This window comes from Frigoribacterium sp. CFBP9030 (assembly GCF_034045195.1).
Classification (GTDB): domain Bacteria; phylum Actinomycetota; class Actinomycetes; order Actinomycetales; family Microbacteriaceae; genus Frigoribacterium.
Genome location: NZ_JAXCWG010000002.1, coordinates 266,354 through 289,745 on the forward strand (window position 1 = coordinate 266,354; position 23,392 = coordinate 289,745).

The window sequence follows — 23,392 nt, forward strand, 5'->3', positions numbered from 1 at the left end:
GACCGTCTCAGAAGGCCAGGAGCGGGTCGATGCCGACCGCCAGGAAGAGCAGCGTGAGGTACGTGATCGAGCTGTGGAAGACCCGCATGGGTCGGACCTCGGCCACCTGCTGGATCGCGCGGCTGTACAGCCGGTGGGACTCCCAGATGAACCAGAGTCCGCTGGCGACGGCCACGACCGTGTAGAGGACGCCCATGCCGGCGACGGGGATGAGCAGCAGCGAGCAGACGACCGTGGCCCAGGCGTAGAGGATGACCTGCAGCCCGACGATCGATCGACCGCGCACCACGGAGAGCATGGGCACCTCGGCGGCCGCGTAGTCGTCGCGGTACTTCATCGACAGCGGCCAGTAGTGGGGCGGCGTCCAGAGGAAGATCACCATGAAGAGGATGACCGGCGCCCAGGTGAGCGAGTTCGTCACCGCCGCCCAGCCGATCAGTACGGGCATGCACCCGGCGATGCCGCCCCAGACGATGTTCTGAGGCGTGCGACGCTTCAGCCAGAGCGTGTAGACGACGACGTAGAAGAGGATGGCGCCGAGCGACAGAGCGGCGGACAGCAGATTGACCGTCAGCGCGAGCCACACGATCGACGCGACACCCACCACGTACGAGAACACGAGCGCCTCGCGATCGGACACCTCGCCGGTCACGAGCGGGCGACCCTGCGTCCGCTTCATGATCCGATCGATGTCGCGATCGATGTAGCAGTTGAAGGCAGAGGCCGAGCCCGCGCTCAAGGCGCCACCGATCAGCGTGGCGGCGACGAGCCACAGATTCGGCACCCCGCCCTGCGCCAGGAACATGGTCGGCGCCGTGGTGACGAGCAGGAGCTCCATCACGCGGGGTTTCGTGAGGGCGACGTAGGCCCGAGCCTTGCGACGGATGCCCCGGGGTTCGGTGTCGGGGCGGGTGTCAACGGCTGCGGTCATGAGTCCTCTAACGAGATGAGCGGATTGCTCGAAAAGTCTAGGCGATGATCGTCGGCGGTGACGGTTCTCTGGGAGTCACATGCGGGCAGGACCGGCATGTTCGTCCCTATACTGACAGGTGCTTGCCAGTCGCACGCCCGTTCGGCGCTGGAATCTCCGACATCGGAACCCATTTCCCCGTCTTGATCCCACCCTGCGGTGTGCGTTCGACCGAAGCCGACGACGTCTCGGCAGGCGCATGTCAGCGCGGGAGCGAATCGACCCCGCGCAATCCGCATCAAGAAGGGTCAACTTCCAGTGGCAGATCTGCAATGGGAATCCATTGACAACAAGGCAGTCGACACCGTCCGCGTTCTCGCGGCCGACTCGGTCGAGAAGGTCGGAAACGGCCACCCCGGCACGGCGATGAGCCTGGCGCCCGCCGCCTACCTCCTCTTCCAGAAGGTCATGCGCCGTGACCCGAGCGACAGCGAGTGGATCGGTCGCGACCGCTTCATCCTCTCGGTCGGTCACAGCTCGCTGACGCAGTACGTCCAGTTCTATCTCGGTGGCTACGGCCTCGAGCTCGACGACCTCAAGGCCCTCCGCACCTGGGGTTCGAAGACGCCGGGTCACCCCGAGTACGGACACACCGACGGCGTCGAGATCACGACCGGACCTCTGGGTCAGGGTCTGGCCTCCGCCGTGGGCATGGCCTACGCCGCCCGGTTCGAGCGTGGGCTCTTCGACCCCGAGGCGGCCGTCGGCACCTCGCCGTTCGATCACCACGTCTACGTGATCGCCGGCGACGGCGACCTGCAGGAGGGCGTCACCAGCGAGGCCTCCTCGCTCGCCGGCCACCAGCAGCTCGGCAACCTCGTCGTCATCTACGACTCCAACCAGATCTCGATCGAAGACGACACGAACATCGCCTTCACCGAAGACGTCCACAAGCGCTACGAGTCCTACGACTGGCACGTCCAGGTCGTCGACTGGAAGAAGACGGGCGAGTACGTCGAAGACGTCCGCGCCCTGAACGACGCCATCGAGGCCGCCAAGGCCGAGACCGGCAAGCCGTCGCTGATCATCCTCAAGACGATCATCGGCTGGCCCTCGCCCAAGAAGCAGAACAGCGGCAAGATCCACGGCTCCGCACTCGGCGCCGAAGAGCTCGCCGGCCTCAAGGAGGTCCTCGGCTTCGACCCGGAGAAGACCTTCGACGTCGACCCCGAGGTGCTCGAGCACACCCGCAAGGCCGTCGAGCGCGGTCAGGCGCAGCACGCCGAGTGGACCACGTCGTTCGACGAGTGGGCCACCGCCAACCCCGACAAGAAGACGCTGCTCGACCGCGTCCTCAAGGGCGAGCTGCCCGAGGGCCTCGACGCGGCTCTGCCCGTCTTCCCGACCGACAAAGAGGTGTCCACCCGTGCCGCCTCGGGCAAGGTCATCAACGCCATCGCCGAGGTCGTCCCCGAGTTCTGGGGTGGCTCCGCCGACCTGGCCGAGTCAAACCTGACCACGATCGCGGGCGGTGGCTCGTTCGTCCCGACCGAGTGGTCGACGCACGAATGGCAGGGCAACCCCTACGGGCGCGTCCTCCACTTCGGCATCCGCGAGCACGCCATGGGCTCGATCATGAACGGCATCGCATTGCACGGCAACACGCGCGTGTTCGGCGGGACCTTCCTGATCTTCAGCGACTACATGCGTCCTGCAGTGCGTCTCGCGGCTCTCATGAAGTCGCCCGTCACCTACGTGTGGACGCACGACTCCGTCGCCCTCGGCGAGGACGGCCCCACCCACCAGCCGGTCGAGCAGCTGGCCGCGCTGCGCGCCATCCCCGACTTCGACGTCGTCCGTCCGGCCGACGCCAACGAGACCGCCTGGGCCTGGAAGACCATCCTCGAGCGACACAGCGGCCCCGCCGGTCTGGCGCTCAGCCGCCAGAACCTCCCCGTCTTCGAACGCGGAGAGGGCGACGCCGACGGCGACACCTTCGCCTCGGCGAAGAACGTCGCGAAGGGCGCCTACGTCCTCGCCGAGGCTCCGGGAGGCACGGCGGACGTCATCCTGATCGCCACCGGCTCCGAAGTGCAGATCGCCGTCGAGGCCCGCGAGGTGCTCAAGAGCGAGGGCATCAACGCCCGGGTCGTCTCGGCTCCCAGCCTCGAGTGGTTCGACGAGCAGAGCGCCGAGTACAAGGAATCCGTCCTGCCCGCCGCCGTCAAGGCGCGCGTGTCCATCGAGGCCGGCATCGCGATGCCGTGGCGTGCGATCGTCGGCGACGCCGGCCGCAGCATCTCGATCGAGCACTTCGGTGCCTCCGCCGACTACAAGACGCTCTACCGCGAGTTCGGCATCACGACCGAAGCCGCCGTCGCAGCCGTCAAGGACTCGCTGGCCGCTCTCTGAGCGCCTGCGAAGAAGAGAGAAGAAGAGAAATGACCGAATCAAACACCGCTCAGCTGTCCGCCGCCGGCGTCAGCATCTGGCTCGACGACCTGTCGCGTGAGCGCATCAACGCGGGCGGGCTCCAGAAGCTCATCGCCGAGCGCAACGTCGTGGGGGTCACCACGAACCCCACGATCTTCGCCTCGGCTCTGGCCAAGGGCGAGGCGTACGACGACCAGGTCGCGCTCCTCGCGAAGAGCGGCGTGAGCGTCACCGACGCCGTCTTCGAGATCACGACGGACGACGTGACGCGTGCCAGCGACATCTTCCGCGAGATCTACGACAGCTCGAAGGGATTCGACGGCCGTGTGTCGATCGAGGTCGAGCCCGGTCTGGCCCACGACGCCCAGGGCACCATCGACCAGGCGATCAAGCTGGCCGCCAAGGTCGGTCGTCCCAACGCGCTCATCAAGATCCCCGCGACGGTCGAGGGCCTCGAGGCCATCACCGCGGTGATCGCCCAGGGCATCAGCGTCAACGTCACGTTGATCTTCAGCCTCGAGCGCTACCGCGCCGTCATCAACGCCTACCTGACCGGTCTCGAGCAGGCCAAGGCCGCCGGCATCGACATCACGACGATCCACTCGGTCGCCTCGTTCTTCGTGTCGCGCGTCGACACCGAGATCGACAAGCGCCTGGACGCGGTCGGAACCGACGAGGCGAAGGCCCTCAAGGGCAAGGCCGGCGTCGCGAACGCCCAGCTCGCCTACGAGGTCTACACGCAGGCCTTCGACACCGAGCGCGCCAAGGGCCTGCTGGCCGCCGGTGCCAACAAGCAGCGTCCGCTCTGGGCCTCCACCGGTGTGAAGGACCCGAACGTGCTCGACACGACGTACGTCGTCGAGCTCGTCGCGGCCGACGTCGTCAACACGATGCCCGAGAAGACGCTCGAGGCGACCTTCGACCACGGTGACATCCGCGGCGACTCGATCAGCTCCTCCTACGCCTCCGCCAACGAGGTCATGGACGCCATCGCCGCCCAGGGCGTCTCGTACGACGAGGTCACCGAGCTGCTCGAGAAGGAGGGCGTGGAGAAGTTCATCGTCTCCTGGAACGAACTGCTCGACACCGTCACCGCCGCGCTCGAGGCGTCGAAGCCCGCCGAGGCCGCCAAGTGACCATCACGATCGCAGCGAGCGGCGCCGCCGCGGAAGCCATCGAGAAGGTCGTCCCGCAGCTGGTCGACGACCTGGTCGCCTCCGGCATCACCGCTCAGAACCCCACTCTCTGGGGTCCTGACGCGGAGGACGAGTCGGCCAAGCGACTCGGCTGGACGGAGGCGGTCGTCGTCTCGACCCCGCTGATCGACCAGATCGCCGAGCTCCGCGAGGAGCTCGCGGGCAAGGGCGTCGACCACGTCGTGCTCGCGGGCATGGGCGGTTCGTCGCTGGCTCCCGAGGTCATCACACGCACCTACGGCGTCGAGCTGACGGTGCTCGACGCCACGGAGCCCGGTCAGGTCCTGACGGCCCTCGCCGACCGCCTCGAGCGCACCGTGCTCGTCGTGTCGTCGAAGTCGGGCTCGACCGTCGAGACCGCCAGCCAGCGCAAGACCTTCGAGAAGGCCTTCCGTGACGCCGGCATCGATCCCGTGGACCGCATCGTGGTCGTGACCGATCCGGGTTCGCCCCTGGACGCCTCCGCCCGTGAAGCCGGTTACCGCGTCTTCAACGCCGACCCCAACATCGGCGGTCGTTACTCGGCGCTGTCCGCCTTCGGTCTCGTGCCGTCCGGTCTGGCCGGTGCCGACATCCGCGAGCTGCTCAGTGAGGCCGACGCCGTCACCGTCGAGCTCGCGCAGGACTCCGTCGACAACCCGGGGCTCGTGCTCGGCGCCGTCATCGCCGGCACTCAGCCGCTGCGCGACAAGATCGCCATCGTCGCCGACGGCACGCACATCATCGGGTTCCCCGACTGGGCGGAGCAGCTGATCGCCGAGTCCACCGGCAAGCAGGGGCGTGGGCTCCTGCCCGTCGTCCTCGGCACCGACGGACCGGAGATCTCGCTCGACCTGCACGACGTGCAGGTGGTGCGCCTCGTCGCCAACGCAGCGGAGACCCGTGAGGTCGCCCCCGGCGAGGTGGAGATCTCCGGCTCGCTCGGCGGTCAGATCATGGTCTGGGAGTACGCGGTCGCCGTCGCCGGTCGACTGCTCGACATCAACCCGTTCGACCAGCCCGACGTCGAGTCCGCGAAGATCGCGACGCGGGCTCTCCTGGACGACCGACCCGCTCCGACTCCCCCGGCCTTCACGGCCGAGGGCGTCGAGGTGCGTCAGGTCGGCGGCCTCGAGGTCGGGGACTCGCTCGACAGCGCTGTGACGGCGCTGCTGTCGCATCTCGACGACGACGGCTACGTGTCGATCCAGGCGTACATCGATCGGGTCGCGAACCCGGAGCTCGAGACGCTGCGCGACGCTCTCGCGGCGCGCACGAAGCGCCCCGTGACGTTCGGCTGGGGACCTCGGTTCCTGCACTCGACGGGTCAGTACCACAAGGGCGGTCCCGCCAACGGCGTGTTCCTCCAGATCACGCAGGTCGCCGAGCGCGACCTCGAGATCCCGGAGAGCCCGTTCACCTTCGGACAGCTGGTCCAGGCGCAGGCCGCCGGCGACGCGAAGGTGCTCGCCGAGCACGGCCGTCCGGTGCTCACCCTGACCGTCACCGACGTGGCCGCGGCGCTCCCCGCGCTGCTCGCCTCGCTCCGTTGACCGAGCGGGTCGGCGTCGTCCGCGACGCCGACCCGCCTCCCGGTCGGGGTGTGCGAGACCCCGCCGGACAATCACGACCCGAAAGAAACCACCACGCATGTCACCGGTCGAGATCACTCCCGAATCGAATCCCCTGCGACTCCCCTCCGACCGTCGTCTCAATCGCATCGCCGGGCCCAGCGGTCTGATCATCTTCGGCGTGACCGGTGACCTGTCGCGCAAGAAGCTCATGCCGGCGGTGTACGACCTCGCGAACCGCGGCCTGCTGCCACCCGGCTTCGCCCTCGTGGGCTTCGCCCGACGCGAATGGGAGGGGCAGGACTTCGAGCAGGTGGTCTACGAGGCGGTGAAGGAGCACGCCCGCACGCCCTTCGACGAGGACGTCTGGCGCCAGCTCAAAGAGGGCTTCCGCTTCGTCCAGGGCGTCTTCGACGACGCCGACGCGTTCACCCGTCTGAAAGACACCATCGAGGAGCTCGACCGCGAGCGGGGGACGATGGGCAACCACGCGTTCTACCTGTCGATCCCGCCGAAGGCGTTCCCGATCGTCACCGAGCAGCTCCGCAACTCCGGACTCGCCGAAGAACGAGACGGCGCCTGGCGTCGTGTCGTCATCGAGAAGCCCTTCGGCAGCGACCTGAAGACCGCGCGTGAACTGAACGCGGTGGTCGAGACCGTCTTCGAACCCGACTCCGTCTTCCGGATCGACCACTACCTCGGCAAGGAGACCGTCCAGAACCTCCTCACGCTCCGGTTCGCGAACCAGATGTACGAGCCCCTCTGGAATTCCAACTACGTCGACCACGTCCAGATCACCATGGCCGAGGACATCGGCGTCGGGGGTCGCGCCGGCTACTACGACGGGATCGGCGCCGCTCGGGACGTCATCCAGAACCACCTCCTCCAGCTCCTCGCCCTCACCGCCATGGAAGAACCGGTGTCGTTCACCGCGAAGGACCTCCGCGCCGAGAAGGAGAAGGTCCTCTCGGCAGTCCGTCTGCCGGAGGACCTCGCGACGGGCACGGCACGCGGTCAGTACTCCGGCGGCTGGCAGGGCGGTGAGAAGGTCCTCGGGTTCCTCGATGAGGAGGGCATGAACCCCGAGAGCGTCACCGAGACCTTCGCCGCGATCAAGCTCGAGATCGCGACGCGCCGGTGGGCCGGAGTCCCGTTCTATCTCCGGGCAGGCAAGCGCCTCGGACGCCGGGTCACCGAGATCGCGATCGTCTTCAAGCAGGTCCCGGAGAACATCTTCGGCTCTCAGACATCACTGGGGCAGAACGCCCTGGTCGTCCGGGTCCAGCCCGACGAGGGCGTGACCCTCCGCTTCGGTTCGAAGGTTCCCGGCATCGGCACCCAGGTGCGTGACGTCACGATGGACTTCGGCTACGGACACGCGTTCACCGAAGCGAGCCCCGAGGCTTACGAGAGGCTCATCCTCGACGTCCTCCTCGGTGATCCGCCGCTCTTCCCCCGACACGAGGAGGTCGAGCTGTCCTGGAAGATCCTCGACCCCATCGAGGAGTTCTGGGCCGGTCGAGGCCAGCCCGAGCAGTACCGCCCAGGCACCTGGGGTCCGAAGTCCGCCGACGAACTCATGGCCCGCGACGGCCGCACCTGGAGGCGACCATGATCGTCGATCTGCCCGACAGCACCATCTCCCGAGTGCAGAAGTCGCTCGTCTCCATCCGAGAGGAAGGAGGCGCGGTCGCTCTCGGTCGGGTGCTCACCCTGATCATCTCCACCTCTCTCGGCGAGGAGGAGGAGGCCATCGAGGCGGCGAACGAGGCCTCGCGCGAGCACCCCATGCGGGTCATCGTGATCTCCACGTCACGCGGCGAGGGCTCCGACGCGGACGCCCGCCTGGACGCGCAGATCCGCGTCGGCGGAGACGCGGGAGCCAGCGAGGTCATCGTGCTCCGTGCCTACGGCGACACCGCCAGCGACGAGGAGGGTCTCGTCACCGGGCTGCTCCTCCCCGACGCCCCGGTCGTCGCCTGGTGGCCGGGCAAGGCGCCGGCCGTCGTGTCGGAGTCCCCACTCGGACGCATCGCCCAACGCCGCATCACCGACGCTGCCAGCCAGGACAACCCGCGACAGACGATCGTCGACCTCGCCGAGACCTACGCCCCGGGTGACACCGACTTCGCCTGGACCCGGCTGACGCTCTGGCGGACTCAGCTCGCGGCTGTTCTCGATCAGCCTCCGTACGAGCCCGTCACCGCGGTCGAGGTCAGCGGCGCGCCGGACTCCCCCTCCACCCTCCTGCTCGCGGCGTGGCTGCGGTTGCAGCTCCAGGTGACGGTGGACAACGAGCTGACGACACGCGCCACCGGCTCGAGCGGCATCCAGGGAGTGCGGCTGCTGCGCGCCTCCGGAGCCATCGAGCTCGAGCGCGAGCAGGACAACGTCGCGACGCTGCGGCAGCCGGGTCAGCCGACGCACGACCTCGCGTTGCCACGCCGTTCGCTCCGCGACTGCCTCGCCGAGGAACTCCGTAGACTCGACCCCGACGACCTCTTCGGTGAGGTCGTCGAACATGGGGTTCGCCAACTGAGCGAACCCGTCCAGGACAGCTAGGGCAGACGATAACCGTGACAAACGAACGCCGGGTGCTCGTGCACTCCACCAAGGAATCGCTGGGGGCGTCCGTCGCCGCCCGGTTCATCACCAAGATCATCGACGTGATCGAGGAGCAGAACTACGCCTCGGTCGTCGTGAGCGGTGGCTCGGTCAGCACACTCGTGCTGGCGGCCATCAACGCCTCGCCGGCACGCGACAGCGTCGACTGGTCGAAGGTCTCGTTCTGGTGGGCCGACGAGCGTTGGGTGGAGGCCGGCCACGCCGACCGCAACGACCACCAGGCCGGAATCGATCTGCTCGACCACATCGGCGTCGATCCGGCGAACGTGCACCGCTTCGGTGCCGTCGGAGACTTCGAGGACGTCGAGGATGCGGCCGCCTCGTATCGGGCCGAGCTCCTCGAGCACGCCCAGGGCGACGACACCTCGCCCCGCTTCGACATCACCCTCCTGGGGGTCGGTCCCGACGGGCACATCGCGTCGTTGTTCCCCGACAAGGAGCAGATCCGCGCGACTGATTCGACGGTGCTGACCATCGACGACTCCCCCAAGCCGCCGCCGGTCCGCCTGACTCTGAGCCTGCCGGCGATCAACAACTCGCAGCGCGTCTGGATGATCCTCGCGGGTGCCGAGAAGGCGTCGTCGCTGGGTCTCGCTCTCGCCGGGGCGGGTGCCGACCAGGTGCCCGTCGCCGGGGTCAAGGGTCGCAAGCGAACCGTCTTCTTCGTCGACGACGCCGCTGCCGCCGAGGTTCCCGAGAAGCTCATCGCCTCCACCTACTGAGTCCGCGCACGACGAAGCCCCGCAGCATCGCTGCGGGGCTTCGTCGTCGTCACCGGTGCATGACCCCGGTGGTGCCGGAGAGGACGACCGGGTCAGGCCTTGCCGCGGCGGACCCGCAGCTGCTGCAGAGCCTCTTCGAGCAACTGCGCGGCCTCTTCTTCGGACCGACGTTCTTTGACGTAGGCCAGATGCGTCTTGTACGGCTCGAGCTTGGCGACGCTCGGCGGGTTCGCCTTGTCACGACCGGCCGGGAGACCGCTCGACGGCGAGTCGACGGTCTCGGGGATCTCGTCTTCAGGGACGTTCGCGGCGAAGTGCCGCACGACCTCGTTGCCCAGGGCGTCCCAGTAGGAGATGGTGATCCGCTCGGCGTGGTAGCCGCGATCCTGCTCGCCCATCGGACCTGCACCGACACGCGAACCCCGGATGGCGCTACCGCCCGATGCCATCAGGCCACCGCCGAGAACTTGGTGATGAGGCCGAGCACGACGATGCAGGTGATCCACACCAGGCCGAGGAAGACCGTGATGCGGTTCAGGTTCCGCTCGGCGACGCCGGACGCGCCGAGGTTGCTCGTGACACCGCCCCCGAACATGTCGGAGAGACCGCCACCCCGACCTCGGTGGAGCAGGATGAGCAAGGTCAGCAGGAGGCTCGTGATGCCGAGCAACACCTGCAGGATGACCTGAAGAATTTCCACGTGGGACCTTTCGATGCGGTGAGACCGCTAACGAGTATAACCGGTGGCTTGATCTCCGGCGTCCTCCCTCGCGGAACCACCCGGCGGTGACACCGTCTGCGAGGACGCCGGACCCTCAGACGCCGACGTGCGAGGGGAACCTGACGATGCTGGCGAACTCATCGACGTCGAGGCTGGCACCGCCGACGAGGGCGCCGTCGACGTTGGGCTCCCGCATGAACGACGCGATGTTGGAGGACTTCACCGACCCGCCGTAGAGGATCCGCGTCGCCGCAGCCGAGTCGGAGCCGAGGACGTCGGCGAGGGCCTCACGCAGGGCTGCGCAGACCTGTTCGGCCTGCTCGGCCGTGGCGGCCTTGCCGGATCCGATCGCCCAGACCGGCTCGTAGGCGACGACTATCTCGGCGTCGGCCGGGAGGTCGGCGACGGCCGCCCGGAGTTGCGCCACCGGGACCGCGCTCGGACCGTGCTCTTCGAGATCGGCTGCGGTCTCCCCCACGCACAGGACCGGGACGAGCCCGTTCCGGTGGGCGGCGACGACCTTGGCGGCGACGACCGCGTCGGTCTCCCCGTGCATCGTGCGCCGCTCCGAATGCCCCACGATGACGTAGCGGATGTCGAGCTTGGACAGGAAGGCACCGGAGATCTCACCGGTGTGTGCGCCGGAGTCATGCGCTGACAGATCTTGCGCCCCGAGGCCGAGGTGCAGCTTGTCTGCATCGAGGAGCGTCTGGACAGATCGGAGGTCGGTGAACGGCGGGAAGACGACGGCCTCGACGGTCGAGTAGTCGTGCTTCGCGTCCTTCAGGCTCCAGGCGAGCTTCTGCACGAAGGCGATGGACTGCAGGTGGTCGAGGTTCATCTTCCAGTTGCCTGCGATGAGGGGCGTGCGTGTGGTCACCATCCGAGGACCTCCAGTCCGGGAAGACGTTTGCCCTCGAGGAACTCGAGGCTGGCTCCACCACCGGTGGAGATGTGGCCGAACTGGTCGTCCGAGAATCCGAGTGCTCGGACGGCTGCGGCGCTGTCGCCGCCGCCGACGACCGCGAGGCCGTCGACGTTCGTCAGAGCCTCGGCCACGGTCTTGGTGCCGTGGGCGAAGGCGTCGAACTCGAAGACGCCCATGGGGCCGTTCCAGAACACGGTCTTCGATCCGAGGACGATCTCGGCGAAGCGAGCCGCGGTCTCCGGGCCGATGTCCAGGCCGATGGCGTCGGAGCCGAACGCCGACGACTCGATGCCGTCGATCTGGACGGTCTCGTGGTCCGCGTCGGCCGAGAACGCCGAGGCCACCTCGACGTCGACGGGCAGGACGATGCGGACGCCCCGCCTCTCGGCGTCGTCGAGATACCCCTGGACGCGTTCGATCTGATCGGACTCGAGCAGGCTCTTGCCGACCGGGTGACCCTGCGCGGCGAGGAACGTGAACAGCATGCCGCCGCCCACGAGGAGGTTGTCGACACGGGGCAGGAGATGCTCGATGACGCCGAGCTTGTCCGAGACCTTCGACCCGCCGAGCACGACCGTGTAGGGGCGCTCGGGCTCGACCGTCAGCTTCTCGAGCACGGCGAGCTCCGCGGCGATGAGCGAGCCGGCGGCGCTCGGCAGCAGCTTGGGCAGCTCGTAGACGCTCGCCTGCTCACGGTGGACGACACCGAAGCCGTCGGAGACGAACACGTCGCCGAGCTCGGCGAGACTGCGCGCGAAGGCTTCGCGCTCTTCGGCGACCTTGGAGGTCTCGGCCGCCGTGAACCGGAGATTCTCCAGCACGGTGATCTGTCCGTCCTGGAGGGCGGCGACCGCGTCGCTGGCTTCGTCGCCCACGGTCTCCGACACGAAACCGACGCTCTTCCCGAGCAGTTCGCTGAGTCGCTGGGCGACGGGACGGAGGCTGTACTCGGGAGCGATCTGGCCATCCGGCCGGCCGAGGTGGCTGATGACGACGACGCGAGCACCCTGGTTGATGAGCGTGTCGAGAGTGGACACGGAGGCGCGGACACGACCGTCGTCCGTGATGCGTCCGTCTTTCAAGGGGACGTTGAGGTCGCAGCGGACGATTACCCGCCGGCCGGAGAGGGAGCCCAAGGACTCGAGGGTTCGCAGGGTCATGACCTTCTCTTCATTCGACGAAGGCGGCCGGGCACGGGGCCCAGCCGCCTTCGGTGGTTCGGATCGATGGATGACGCCGGTGTTACAGGCGGTCGGCCACGTACTTGGTCAGGTCGACGAGACGGTTGGAGTAACCCCACTCGTTGTCGTACCAGGAGGTGATCTTGACCATGTTGCCGATGACCTTCGTGAGGCCCGAGTCGTAGATCGAGGAGTGCGGGTCCGTCGTGATGTCGGACGACACCAGCGGGTCTTCGGAGTAGGCCAGGATGCCCTTGAGCTCACCCTCGGCGGCGGCCTTGTAGGCCGCGTTGATCTGCTCGACGGTGACCGGGGTCGACGTCTCGAGCGTCACGTCGGTGATCGAGCCGGTCGGGACCGGGACGCGCAGGGCGTAGCCGTCGAGCTTGCCGGCCAGCTCGGGGATGACGAGACCGATGGCCTTGGCTGCACCCGTCGAGGTCGGCACGATGTTGACGGCCGCGGCGCGGGCACGGCGCGGGTCCTTGTGCGGGCCGTCCTGGAGGTTCTGGTCGGCCGTGTAGGCGTGCACCGTCGTCATGAGGCCGCGCTCGACGCCGAAGTTGTCGAGGAACACCTTCATGAGGGGGGCGAGGCTGTTCGTGGTGCACGAGGCGTTCGAGATGATGTCGTGCTTGGCGGGGTCGTAGATGCCCTCGTTGACGCCCAGGACGATCGTGGCGTCGTCGCCGGTCGCGGGTGCCGAGATCAGGACCTTCTTGGCACCGGCCGTGATGTGCTTGCGGGCGTCTTCCGCCTTGGTGAAGAAGCCGGTCGACTCGATGACGATGTCGACGCCCAACTCGCCCCAGGGCAGGTTGGCAGGGTCGCGCTCGGCGAGGACCTTGATGGGCTTGCCGTCGACGACGATCGAGTCGCCGTCGAGTTCGACGGTCGCGTCGAGGCGACCCGTGATCGAGTCGAACTTGAGGAGGTGCGCCAGCGCGGCGTTGTCCGTGAGGTCGTTGACGGCGACGATCTCGATGTCGGTGCCCTTGGCCAGCGCGGCGCGGAAGTAGTTGCGGCCGATACGACCGAAGCCGTTGATGCCGATCTTGACGGTCAATGAAACTCCTGTTGCTCAGGCGTCGTGGGGACGCGTGGAGGGGGTGGGCGACCAGACCCGAGAGCGCACCCGACACCGGAGGGGCAGAGGATGCGCAGCCGTACGCGACACTACCAGGCGAGGCCCCGTGTTACCCCAGCCCCGACGATGCCCGGGACACCCCGGTGAGCATCGGGGCGGCGGGTGTCAGCGGAGGTCGAGGTCGGCGGGGAGACCCGAGTCGGTGCCCGGGAGACCGAGGTCGGTGGCCTTCTTGTCGGCCATGGCGAGCAGACGACGGATCCGCCCGGCGACGGCGTCCTTCGTCATCGGCGGGTCGGCATGCTGACCGAGTTCGTCGAGGCTGGCGTCCCGGTGCGCGAGCCGGAGATCGCCGGCGTACTTCAGGTGATCGGGGATGTCGTCGCCGAGCAGCTCCATCGCCCGCTCGACCCGCGCGCAGGCCGCGACCGCCGCCTCTGCGGATCGACGGAGATTCGCATCGTCGAAGTTGACCAGACGGTTCGCCGTGGCACGGACCTCGCGACGCTGTCGCATCTCCTCCCACTCGTCGACGGATCGGAGGGCGCCCATGGTCTTCAGCATCGAGCTGATGGCCTCGCCGTCTCGGATGAGGACCCGGTGAACCCCTCGCACCTCCCGGGCCTTCGCCGGGATGCCGAGCCGACCCGCGGCGCCGACGAGCGCCATGGCCGCCTCGTTGCCGGGGCAGATGACCTCGAGCGACGCTGAACGACCCGGGTCGGTGAGCGTCCCCTGCGCGAGGAACGCGCCGCGCCAGATGGCTGCGAGGTCGTCGCGCGAACCGGTCGTCAACCTGTTGGGGAGCCCGCGGATGGGTCGGCGACGTTGATCCATCAGACCCGTCTGCCGCGCCAGCGTCTCGCCCGCCTCGTGGACGCGCACGAGGTAGTGGTTGGTCCGACGGACACCCGAGGCCGCGATCACCGACACGTCGCTGCGGGCGCCGTAGAGCTCGGCCAGGTCTTTGCGGACACGGCGGGCGATGACCGGACTGTCGAGCTCGGCCTCGACGGCGATCCGCCCCGAGATCACGTGGAGCCCGCCTGCGAAGCGCAGGATCGTCGCGACCTCGGCGGCCCGGACGGTCGTCCGGCTCACCTCGACCTGAGCGAGTTCTTCTTTGACGTCGGCAGTCTGAGCCAAACCTGGGTTCCTTCTCTCGGTTCGATCGGCGCACGCGAATGTCGGCCGATCGGCACGGTCATTCCCTGCCGAGGTCGCGATGCTTCACGCTGACGGCCACACCACGGAGCTCGCGCAGATGCGCTGCCAGTTCACCGACGAGGGTGACCGATCGATGCTTGCCGCCCGTGCAGCCAATGGCGATCGTAGCGTGTCTCTTGTTCTCACGCTGATAGCCCTCGAGCACGGGCTCGATGGCGGCGCCGAACGCCTCGATGAAGCGGCGAGCCCCCTGCTGCGCCATCACGTACGACGTCACGGGCTCGTCGAGGCCGCTCTGAGCCCTCAGCTCGGGGACCCAGAACGGGTTCGGCAGGAACCGCGCATCGCCCACCATGTCGGCGTCCGTGGGAAGTCCGTACTTGAAGCCGAAGCTGAGGACGGTCACCTGGACGCCGGGATCCTCCGACTCCGCGAAGGTCTCGGTGATGGCCGTGGCGAGCTGATGGATGTTCAGCTCGGACGTGTCGATGATCACATCGCTCGTCTCGCGGAGCTCCTCCATCCGGGCCCGCTCCGCGAGGATGCCGTCCAGGAGCGTGCCGTCACCCTGCAGCGGATGAGGCCGACGCACCTGTTCGAAGCGACGGACGAGGACGGCGTCGGTGGCGTCCAGGAACAGCACCCGCACCTTGCTGGGCATGCTCATCCGGAGCGTGCGCACCGCCTCCTGAGCCTCGGAGAACAGCCGTCCGCCTCGGACGTCGATGACCGCCGCGATCTTCGGCAGCGAGTCACCCGCCCGCTCGGCGAGGTCGAGGAGAGGACGGAGCATCTGCGCGGGCAGATTGTCGACGACGTACCAGCCCAGGTCTTCGAGGGCGTTCCCGACGGTTGATCGCCCGGCGCCTGACATCCCCGTGACGATCAGGACCTCTTGCTGTTCGCTTGCGTCGCTCATGTGTGGTGACCTTCGGTCGAGGCTGTCAGGCGGTGGGACGATTCTAGGCGGGTACCGAGGCGTCACCCGGAACGTCGACCCCCTCCCCCTCTCGGTCGTCGGGCTGGTCGACGTCGTCGCCGCCCGCCGCCTCCGGCTCGCCGCCGAGCCGGTCGGCCACGGCCGCGGCCAGGGTCGGACCGATCCCCTTGATCGATGCGATCTCGTCGAGCCCCGCCTCCTTCAGACGCTTCACCGACCCGAAGTGCTTGAGCAGGCGCGCCACCCGCGAGGGGCCGAGCCCCGGGATCTCCGCGAGTTGCGACGCGATGTCGCGGCGCCGGCGCTGCCGCTGGAAGGTGATGGCGAACCGGTGCGCCTCGTCGCGGATGCGCTGGATGAGGAACAGCGCGTCGGAGTTGCGCGGCAGGATGACCGGGAAATCGTCGTCCGGGAGCCAGATCTCCTCCAGCCGCTTCGCGATGCCGCAGAGAGCGATGTCCGTGACGCCCGCGTCGTCCAGGGCGCGCCGGGCGGCCGCGACTTGGGGCTGCCCTCCGTCGACGATCAGGAGGTTGGGGCGATACGCGAAGCGCTTCCGCTGCTCGCCGACCTCCTCGACGGGGGCCAGCTCGTCGTCCAGGCGTGCGAGGCGCCGGCTCAGGGTCTGATAGATCGACTCGGTGTCGTCGGTCGACTGCGGGATGCTGAAACGGCGGTACTGGTCTTTTCGGGGCAGTCCGTCTTCGAAGACGACCATGGACGCCACGATGTTCGTCCCCGAGAGGTGCGAGACGTCGTAGCACTCCATCCGCAGGGGCGCATCGGACATGCCGAGAGCCTCCTGGATGTCCGCGAGAGCCGTCGAGCGCGTCGCGAAGTCGGCACTGCGACGGGTCTTGTAGAGCATCAGGGCCTGCTGCGCGTTCAGAGTGGCCGTCTGCATCAACGCGGCCTTGTCGCCCCGTTGAGCGGTGTGGATCTGCACCTTGCCCCTCCCCCGCAGGCCACCCAGCACGCTCTCGAGCGCGTCGTTGTCGTCCGGTGTGGCGGTCACCACGATCTCCCGCGGCAGCTCCGCCCCGGCGGAGTAGGTGTCTTGCAGGATCTGCTCCACGAGTTCGCCGGTGCTGACGTCGATCTCCTTGTCGACCACCCATCCCCGGGATCCGCGGATGCGTCCGCTACGCACCGTGAAGAGCTGGACCGCGGCGGCGAGTTCGTCTTCCGCCAGTGCGAAGAGGTCGAGATCCACGGAGTCCCGGAGCACCACGGCCGACTTGTCGAGCACGGCCTCGAGGGCCTGCACCTGATCGCGGTAGCGGGCGGCCTCCTCGTAACGCTGCTCGATCGCAGCCGTCTTCATCTCCTTCTGGAGACCCGCGATGACCTTCTTGTCGTAGCTCTTCATGAATCGCACGAACTCGTCGACGATCCGTCTGTGCTCCTCGATCGTCACCTTGCCCGAGCACGGCCCGCCGCACCGGCCGATCTGACCGGGGAAGCAGGGCTTGCCGGTCTGCATGGCCTTCTTGTAGCTGCTGTCCGAGCAGGTGCGGATGGGGAACACCTTGATCATGAGGTCGATGGTGTCGTGGACGGCCCAGATCTTCGGATACGGACCGAAGTACTTCGCCCCCCGGATCTTGGGGTTCCGGGTGACCATAACCCGGGGCGCCTCGTCGCCGAGGGTCACAGCCATGAACGGGTAGGTCTTGTCGTCACGGAACTTGACGTTGAACGGCGGATCGAACTCTTTGATCCAGGTGTACTCGAGCTGCAGCGCCTCGATGTCGCTGCCGACGACCGTCCACGTCACCGAGCTCGCACTGAGCACCATGCGCCTCGTCCGCTCGTGCAGCGTCGGAAGAGGAGCGAAGTAGTTGCTCAGTCGAGCCCGGAGGTTCTTCGCCTTGCCGACGTAAAGGACCCGACCCCGTTCGTCGAGCCACCGGTAGACACCGGGGTCCGTCGGGATCTCACCCGCCTTGGGTCGCCAGGAGACCGTGTTGCTCATCGCGCCTCCATCGCCTCCCGACGGCGTCGCGCAGGAGCCTTCGAGGAGGTGCGTCCGGCTGTCGAGGTGTGCCCCGATTCGAGGATCTCGGCCAGGAAGACCCCCGTGTGGCTGTCGGGCACCTTCGCGAGGAACTCCGGTGTGCCGGCCGCGATCACGGAACCGCCGCCGGCGCCGCCTTCGGGGCCCATGTCGATCAGCCAGTCCGCCGACTTGATGACGTCGAGGTTGTGCTCGATGGTGATGACCGTGTTGCCCTTGTCGACCAGACCGTTGAGGACGATGAGGAGCTTGCGCACGTCTTCGAAGTGCAGACCCGTCGTCGGCTCGTCGAGCACGTAGATGCTGCGCCCGTTGGAGCGCTTCTGCAGCTCGGTGGCCAGCTTGACCCGCTGGGCCTCACCGCCGGAGAGGGTGGTGGCACTCTGACCGAGTCGGACGTAGCCGAGACCGACGTCGACCAGGGTCTTCATGAAGCGGGAGATCGACGAGATGGCCTCGAAGAAGTCGGCCGCCTCGCTGATCGGCATGTCGAGCACCTCGGAGATGTTCTTGCCCTTGTAGAGCACGGCGAGGGTCTCGCGGTTGTACCGCGCGCCGCCGCAGACCTCGCAGGCGACGTACACGTCGGGCAGGAAGTTCATCTCGATCTTGATGGTCCCGTCGCCGGCGCAGTTCTCGCAGCGACCGCCCTTGACGTTGAAGCTGAATCGGCCAGGCAGGTAGCCGCGCGCCTTCGCATCGGTGGTCTCGGCGAAGAGGTTGCGGATCTTGTCGAACACGCCCGTGTACGTGGCGGGGTTCGATCGGGGCGTCCGACCGATGGGGGCCTGGTCGACGTGGACGACCTTGTCGAGGTTGTCCAACCCCGTCACCCGGAGGTGCTTGCCCGGGATCTGACGCGCCCCGTTGAGCTTGTTCGCGAGCACCTTGTAGAGGATGTCGTTGACCAACGAGGACTTGCCCGAGCCGCTGACGCCCGTGACGGCGACGAACGCGCCGAGCGGAAAGTCGACCGTCACGTCTCGGAGGTTGTTGGCTTTGGCGCCGACGACGCTCAGCATCCGCTTCTTGTCGATGGGGCGTCGCTTCTTCGGCGTCTCGATCGATCGGCGACCCGACAGGTAGTCGCCCGTGTACGACTCGGTGTTGGCGACCAGATCCTCGTAGTTGCCGGAGTGGACGACGGTGCCCCCGTTCACCCCCGCACCCGGACCGATGTCGACGATCCAGTCCGCGGTCTTGATGGTGTCCTCGTCGTGCTCGACCACGATGAGGGTGTTGCCGAGGTTCTTGAGCTTCACGAGCGTGTCGATGAGACGGCGGTTGTCTCGCTGGTGCAGGCCGATGCTCGGTTCGTCGAGCACGTAGAGGACACCGGTCAGGCCGGAGCCGATCTGCGTGGCGAGTCGGATGCGCTGCGCCTCGCCACCGGACAGCGAGCCCGCCGAGCGACCCAGCGAAAGGTAGGTCAGACCGACCTCGAGGAGGAACTCGAGTCGGACTCGGATCTCGCGCAGGACCTGCGCCGCGATCCGTGCCTCGCGGGCGGTGAGAGTCAGACCGTTCATGAACTGGAAGGCGTCGGCGAGACTGAGCTCAGCCACGTCGGCGATGTTGCGGTCGGCCACCGTCACGGCCAGGACCTCGGGCTTGAGCCGCTTGCCCCGGCAGACGGAGCAGGGGATCTCGCGCAGGTACTCCGAGTAGCGCTGACGCTGGCTGTCGCTCTCGGCCTCCGCGTACTTCCGCTCGATGTAGGGCATGACCCCCTCGAACCCGGTCGAGTACTTCATCTCGCGACCGAAGCGGTTCTTCCACTTGACGGTGACCTCGAAGTCGTTGCCGTGCAGAACGGCCTGCTGGATGCGCTCGGGAAGCTGGCCCCACGGGGTCTTGAGGCTGAAGTCGAGGTCGACGGCAAGACCCTCGAGGAGCTTCTGGAAGTAGTTGTAGAGGCCCTTGCCCGAGTTCGTCCAGGGGAGGATGACGCCCTCGACGAGACTGAGCTCGGGGTCGCCCAGGACCAGGTCGGTGTCGACGGACATGCGGGTACCGAGCCCGGAGCACTCGGGGCACGCACCGAACGGGGCGTTGAAGGAGAAGGTCCGCGGTTCGATCTCGGTCAGCTGGACGGGGTGGCCGTTGGGGCAGGAGAGCTTCTCGGAGAAGGTCCGGTACTTGCCGGCCGCGCCCGCGTCCGTGTCGACGAAGTCGACGGTCACGAGACCGTCGGTCAGGCGGAGGGCGGTCTCGAGCGAGTCGGTCAGGCGGGTGAGGCCGGACGGGGACGCGACGAGACGGTCGACCACGACGGAGATGTCGTGCTTGATCTGCTTCTTGAGCTTGGGGGGCGCGCTCAGCTGGATGGGCTCCCCGTCGACGATGGCCCGCGAGTAGCCGGAGGACGCCAGCTCGGCGAAGAGATCGACGAACTCGCCCTTCTTCTGAGACACGACCGGGCTGAGCACCTGGTACCGCGTGCCCTCCTCGAGCGTCATCAGCTGATCGGCGATCTGCTGCACGGTCTGCCTGCTGATCTTCTCCCCGCACACCGCGCAGTGCGCGATTCCGATGCGGGCCCAGAGCAGGCGCATGTAGTCGTAGATCTCGGTGATGGTGCCGACGGTGGATCGGGGGTTCCGGTTGGTCGACTTCTGGTCGATCGACACGGCAGGGCTGAGCCCTTCGATGAAGTCGACGTCGGGTCGATCGACCTGACCGAGGAACTGACGCGCATACGCCGAGAGCGACTCGACGTAGCGGCGCTGACCTTCGGCGAAGATCGTGTCGAAGGCCAGCGAGGACTTGCCGGAGCCGGAGAGTCCCGTGAAGACCACGAGGGAGTCGCGAGGGATTTCGAGGTCGACGTTGTGGAGATTGTGGACTCGGGCGCCTCGAACACTGAGTTTCGGGACACCGTCTACGGGAGAGATTGACACTCTTGCCATTCTACGAAGACCGCCGGGGAAGAGACCGGGGTCGCTCGCTCAATCGAGGGTGGGTTGGGTTGAAGTGAGTCGGGCCGACTCCGACCAGAGTCGCTGGGCGGCGTCGGCGTCGTGCGCATGACGGGACGCTCTGACGAGGGCTGGTTCGCCGGTGAGCTGGAACCAGCCGGCCGGGCCCCAGTATTCCCCGCCGTCGACGCCTTCTGCCACGGCGGCGTGGACGAGCGGTTCGGCACCGATCTCCTTGCCCTGCGAGAAGGTGTGCATCATCGAGGTCAGGACGGCCGGCGGGCGCCGGGGCTCGACGACGGGAGGCCGAGGGTCGCTCAGCGACTCCCACGAGAAGCCCGGATGCGCGACGACACTCGACACCGACGAGCCGGACGCTCTGAGGCGTCGGTCGAGATCGAACCCGAACGTCATGACGGCGAGCTTGGACCGGGCGTAGGCGACGTAGCTCGAGTAGCTGGAGAGCATCATCGGATCGTCGAGGTCGAGCCGGACCCACCGGTGGCTGATGCTGCCGAGGTGGATGATGCGACCGGCCGGCGCCGCCTGAAGACCGGGCAGGAGGTGCGAGACGAGGGCGAAATGGCCGAGATGGTTCGTCCCGAACTGAAGCTCGAAGCCGTTCGCGGTCGTCTGTCGCCGGCGCGAGCCGACCACGCCGGCGTTCGCGAGCAGCACGTCGACCGCCCCTCCGGCGGTGATCGCCGAGGCGCCCGTCCGTACGGAGGTCAGGTCGGCGAGATCGAGCTCGACCGTCTCGAGGTCGGCGCTCGCGACGCGGTCTCGGATGGCATCGACTGCCCGGCTGGCCCGCTCGCCGTCGCGAGCGGCCAGCACCACCTTGTGGCCCTGCGCCGCCAACCGCTCCGCCGCGAAGAAACCGAGGCCCGCCGTCGCCCCTGTGACGACGACCCTCTTCGGGTCAGCGGACATGCCCTGCCGCCTCCATCTGTCGCAGATCCTTCTTGAGGTCGGCGACCTCGTCGCGGAGGCGCCCGGCCAACTCGAACTTGAGCTCGGCCGCCGCCTGCAGCATCTGCTCGTTGAGGTCGGCGATGATCGACTCGAGGCCGTTGGCGGCACCGGCCGCCAGACCCTGCCGTTTGAGATTCGGCGTGGGTGCGCGTTTCTTGCCGTCGCGGCCGGCGAGGAGTTCGGCCGTGTCGGCCCCCTCACGAGCGAGCGCCTCGGTGATGTCGGCGATCTTCTTCCGCAGCGGCTGCGGATCGATGCCCCGTTCGAGGTTGTACGCGATCTGCTTGTCCCGACGCCGGTCGGTCTCCTCCAGCGCCTGCTTCATGGAGTCCGTCATCTTGTCGGCGTACATGTGCACCTGACCGGACACGTTGCGGGCCGCACGACCGATGGTCTGGATCAGAGACGTCGACGACCGGAGGAAGCCCTCCTTGTCGGCGTCGAGGATGGCGACGAGCGACACCTCGGGGAGGTCGAGGCCCTCGCGGAGCAGGTTGATGCCGACCAGGACGTCGTAGACGCCTTGACGCAGCTCGGTCAACAGCTCCACACGTCGGAGGGTGTCGACATCGGAGTGGAGGTAACGGACACGGACACCGGCCTCGGTGAGGAAGTCGGTGAGCTCCTCCGCCATCTTCTTCGTCAGCGTCGTGACCAGAACCCGCTCGTCGCGATCCGTACGGAGGCGGATCTCCTCGAGGAGGTCGTCGATCTGCCCCTCGGACGGCTTGACGACGATCTCGGGGTCGATGAGTCCGGTCGGTCGGATGATCTGCTCGACCACGCTGTCCGTGATGCCGAGCTCGTACTTGCCCGGGGTCGCCGACAGGTACACCTTCTGCCCGACGCGGTTCAGGAACTCCTCGAATTTGAGGGGTCGGTTGTCGAGCGCACTGGGCAGTCGGAAACCGTGATCGACCAGGGTGCGCTTGCGGGAGGCGTCGCCCTCGTACATGGCGCCGATCTGCGGCACCGTCACGTGCGACTCGTCGATCACGACCAGCAGGTCGTCGGGGAAGTAGTCGAGGAGGCAGTGAGGCGCTTCGCCCGGCGAACGGCCGTCGATGTGGGAGGAGTAGTTCTCGATGCCGTTGCAGAACCCGATCTGCTCCATCATCTCGAGGTCGAAGGTCGTGCGCATGCGGAGGCGCTGGGACTCGAGCAGCTTGCCCTGCTTGTCGAGCTCTCCGAGTCGATCGGCCAGCTCGTCTTTGATGGTGCCGATGGCGCGATGCATGACGTCCGTGCCGGCCACGTAGTGGGACCCGGGGAACACGGACACGGCGTCGAGGGTCTTGACGACGTCGCCGGTGAGGGGGTGCAGGGCGTACAGAGCCTCGACCTCGTCGCCGAACATCTCGATGCGGATGGCGAGCTCCTCGTACATGGGGATGATCTCGATGGTGTCGCCACGCACGCGGAAGTTGCCGCGGGAGAAGTCGATGTCGTTGCGCTGGTACTGCATCGAGACGAACCGTCTGATCAGCGTCTCGCGGTCGATGCGCTGACCCACCTGCAGCGCGATCATGGCCTCGAGGTAGCCCTCGGGCGTGCCGAGCCCGTAGATGCACGACACCGTCGAGACGACGATGACGTCGCGGCGACTCAGCAGCGAGTTCGTGGTCGAGTGCCTCAGCCGCTCGACCTCGGCGTTGATCGAGCTGTCCTTCTCGATGAACGTGTCGGTCTGGGGCACGTACGCCTCGGGCTGGTAGTAGTCGTAGTACGAGACGAAGTACTCGACGGCGTTGTGCGGGAACATCTCACGGAACTCGTTCGCGAGCTGCGCGGCGAGGGTCTTGTTGTGCGCCAGCACGAGCGTCGGGCGCTGCACCTGTTCGACGAGCCAGGCGGTCGTCGCCGACTTGCCTGTTCCGGTCGCACCCAGGAGGACGACATCGGTCTCGCCCGCGTTGATCCGACCCGCGAGCTCGGCGATGGCGGCCGGCTGGTCGCCGCTCGGTTCGTACTCGCTGACGACTTCGAACGGGCGGACGCTACGGGTTGGTTCCATGCTTCCGA

Annotated in this window: 18 protein-coding genes; 6 read left to right on the forward strand and 12 right to left on the reverse strand. The window is 67.5% G+C overall.

The window, feature by feature from the left end; genetic code table 11:
- Positions 1 to 7: 7 nt before the first annotated feature.
- Positions 8 to 931, reverse strand: coding sequence for a heme o synthase (locus SOM13_RS03455; RefSeq protein ID WP_320478915.1), 924 nt, complete (start codon positions 929 to 931; stop codon positions 8 to 10).
- A gap of 297 nt (positions 932 to 1,228) precedes the next feature.
- On the opposite strand from SOM13_RS03455, the gene tkt reads away from it, so the two are divergent.
- The 6 genes from tkt (at position 1,229) to pgl (ending at position 9,436) form a co-directional block, all read left to right on the forward strand.
- Complete coding sequence (gene tkt, locus SOM13_RS03460; RefSeq protein ID WP_192060359.1) at positions 1,229 to 3,322, forward strand: transketolase; 2,094 nt, start codon at positions 1,229 to 1,231, stop codon at positions 3,320 to 3,322.
- A gap of 29 nt (positions 3,323 to 3,351) precedes the next feature.
- Positions 3,352 to 4,479 carry a transaldolase gene (gene tal / locus SOM13_RS03465; RefSeq protein WP_192060358.1) on the forward strand — a complete coding sequence of 376 codons (1,128 nt, stop codon included), beginning with the start codon at positions 3,352 to 3,354 and terminating at the stop codon, positions 4,477 to 4,479.
- A complete protein-coding gene (locus tag SOM13_RS03470; RefSeq protein WP_192060357.1) occupies positions 4,476 to 6,071 on the forward strand; it encodes a glucose-6-phosphate isomerase in 1,596 nt (531 codons plus the stop codon). Before tal ends, SOM13_RS03470 begins: the two co-directional genes overlap by 4 nt.
- A gap of 97 nt (positions 6,072 to 6,168) precedes the next feature.
- Positions 6,169 to 7,704, forward strand: coding sequence for a glucose-6-phosphate dehydrogenase (gene zwf, locus SOM13_RS03475; protein ID WP_192060356.1), 1,536 nt, complete (start codon positions 6,169 to 6,171; stop codon positions 7,702 to 7,704).
- Positions 7,701 to 8,651 (forward strand): glucose-6-phosphate dehydrogenase assembly protein OpcA, encoded by a 951-nt coding sequence (locus SOM13_RS03480; protein WP_320478916.1) that lies wholly within the window; start codon positions 7,701 to 7,703, stop codon positions 8,649 to 8,651. Before zwf ends, SOM13_RS03480 begins: the two co-directional genes overlap by 4 nt.
- Before the next feature lie 14 nt (positions 8,652 to 8,665).
- A complete protein-coding gene (pgl, locus tag SOM13_RS03485) occupies positions 8,666 to 9,436 on the forward strand; it encodes a 6-phosphogluconolactonase (RefSeq protein ID WP_192060354.1) in 771 nt (256 codons plus the stop codon).
- Positions 9,437 to 9,528: 92 nt separating this feature from the next.
- Here pgl and SOM13_RS03490 read toward each other — a convergent pair whose 3' ends face one another.
- The 11 genes from SOM13_RS03490 to uvrB form a co-directional block, all read right to left on the reverse strand.
- Positions 9,529 to 9,885 (reverse strand): RNA polymerase-binding protein RbpA, encoded by a 357-nt coding sequence (locus SOM13_RS03490; RefSeq protein WP_055797491.1) that lies wholly within the window; start codon positions 9,883 to 9,885, stop codon positions 9,529 to 9,531.
- Positions 9,885 to 10,136 carry a preprotein translocase subunit SecG gene (secG, locus tag SOM13_RS03495; RefSeq protein WP_055797488.1) on the reverse strand — a complete coding sequence of 84 codons (252 nt, stop codon included), beginning with the start codon at positions 10,134 to 10,136 and terminating at the stop codon, positions 9,885 to 9,887. The genes SOM13_RS03490 and secG overlap by 1 nt, the downstream gene beginning before the upstream one ends.
- A gap of 115 nt (positions 10,137 to 10,251) precedes the next feature.
- Positions 10,252 to 11,040 carry a triose-phosphate isomerase gene (gene tpiA, locus SOM13_RS03500; RefSeq protein ID WP_320478917.1) on the reverse strand — a complete coding sequence of 263 codons (789 nt, stop codon included), beginning with the start codon at positions 11,038 to 11,040 and terminating at the stop codon, positions 10,252 to 10,254.
- The gene (locus SOM13_RS03505; RefSeq protein WP_192060352.1) at positions 11,034 to 12,245 is read right to left on the reverse strand and encodes a phosphoglycerate kinase; all 1,212 of its coding nucleotides are present in this window, start codon (positions 12,243 to 12,245) and stop codon (positions 11,034 to 11,036) included. Before SOM13_RS03505 ends, tpiA begins: the two co-directional genes overlap by 7 nt.
- A gap of 82 nt (positions 12,246 to 12,327) precedes the next feature.
- Positions 12,328 to 13,332, reverse strand: coding sequence for a type I glyceraldehyde-3-phosphate dehydrogenase (gene gap, locus SOM13_RS03510; RefSeq protein ID WP_055797479.1), 1,005 nt, complete (start codon positions 13,330 to 13,332; stop codon positions 12,328 to 12,330).
- A gap of 186 nt (positions 13,333 to 13,518) precedes the next feature.
- Positions 13,519 to 14,499 (reverse strand): DNA-binding protein WhiA, encoded by a 981-nt coding sequence (whiA, locus tag SOM13_RS03515; protein WP_192060351.1) that lies wholly within the window; start codon positions 14,497 to 14,499, stop codon positions 13,519 to 13,521.
- Between the two features lie 58 nt (positions 14,500 to 14,557).
- On the reverse strand, positions 14,558 to 15,439 hold the full coding sequence (gene rapZ / locus SOM13_RS03520; RefSeq protein ID WP_192060350.1) for an RNase adapter RapZ: 882 nt from the start codon (positions 15,437 to 15,439) through the stop codon (positions 14,558 to 14,560).
- Positions 15,440 to 15,482: 43 nt separating this feature from the next.
- Positions 15,483 to 17,435: an excinuclease ABC subunit UvrC gene (gene uvrC, locus SOM13_RS03525; RefSeq protein ID WP_320478918.1), complete on the reverse strand. Its 1,953-nt coding sequence runs from the start codon at positions 17,433 to 17,435 to the stop codon at positions 15,483 to 15,485.
- Positions 17,432 to 20,386, reverse strand: coding sequence for an excinuclease ABC subunit UvrA (gene uvrA, locus SOM13_RS03530; RefSeq protein WP_320478919.1), 2,955 nt, complete (start codon positions 20,384 to 20,386; stop codon positions 17,432 to 17,434). Before uvrA ends, uvrC begins: the two co-directional genes overlap by 4 nt.
- Positions 20,387 to 20,425: 39 nt before the next feature.
- On the reverse strand, positions 20,426 to 21,328 hold the full coding sequence (locus SOM13_RS03535) for an SDR family NAD(P)-dependent oxidoreductase (protein ID WP_320477186.1): 903 nt from the start codon (positions 21,326 to 21,328) through the stop codon (positions 20,426 to 20,428).
- Positions 21,318 to 23,384, reverse strand: a complete 2,067-nt coding sequence (gene uvrB / locus SOM13_RS03540; protein ID WP_192060346.1) for an excinuclease ABC subunit UvrB — start codon at positions 23,382 to 23,384, stop codon at positions 21,318 to 21,320. Before uvrB ends, SOM13_RS03535 begins: the two co-directional genes overlap by 11 nt.
- Positions 23,385 to 23,392: the final 8 nt, after the last annotated feature.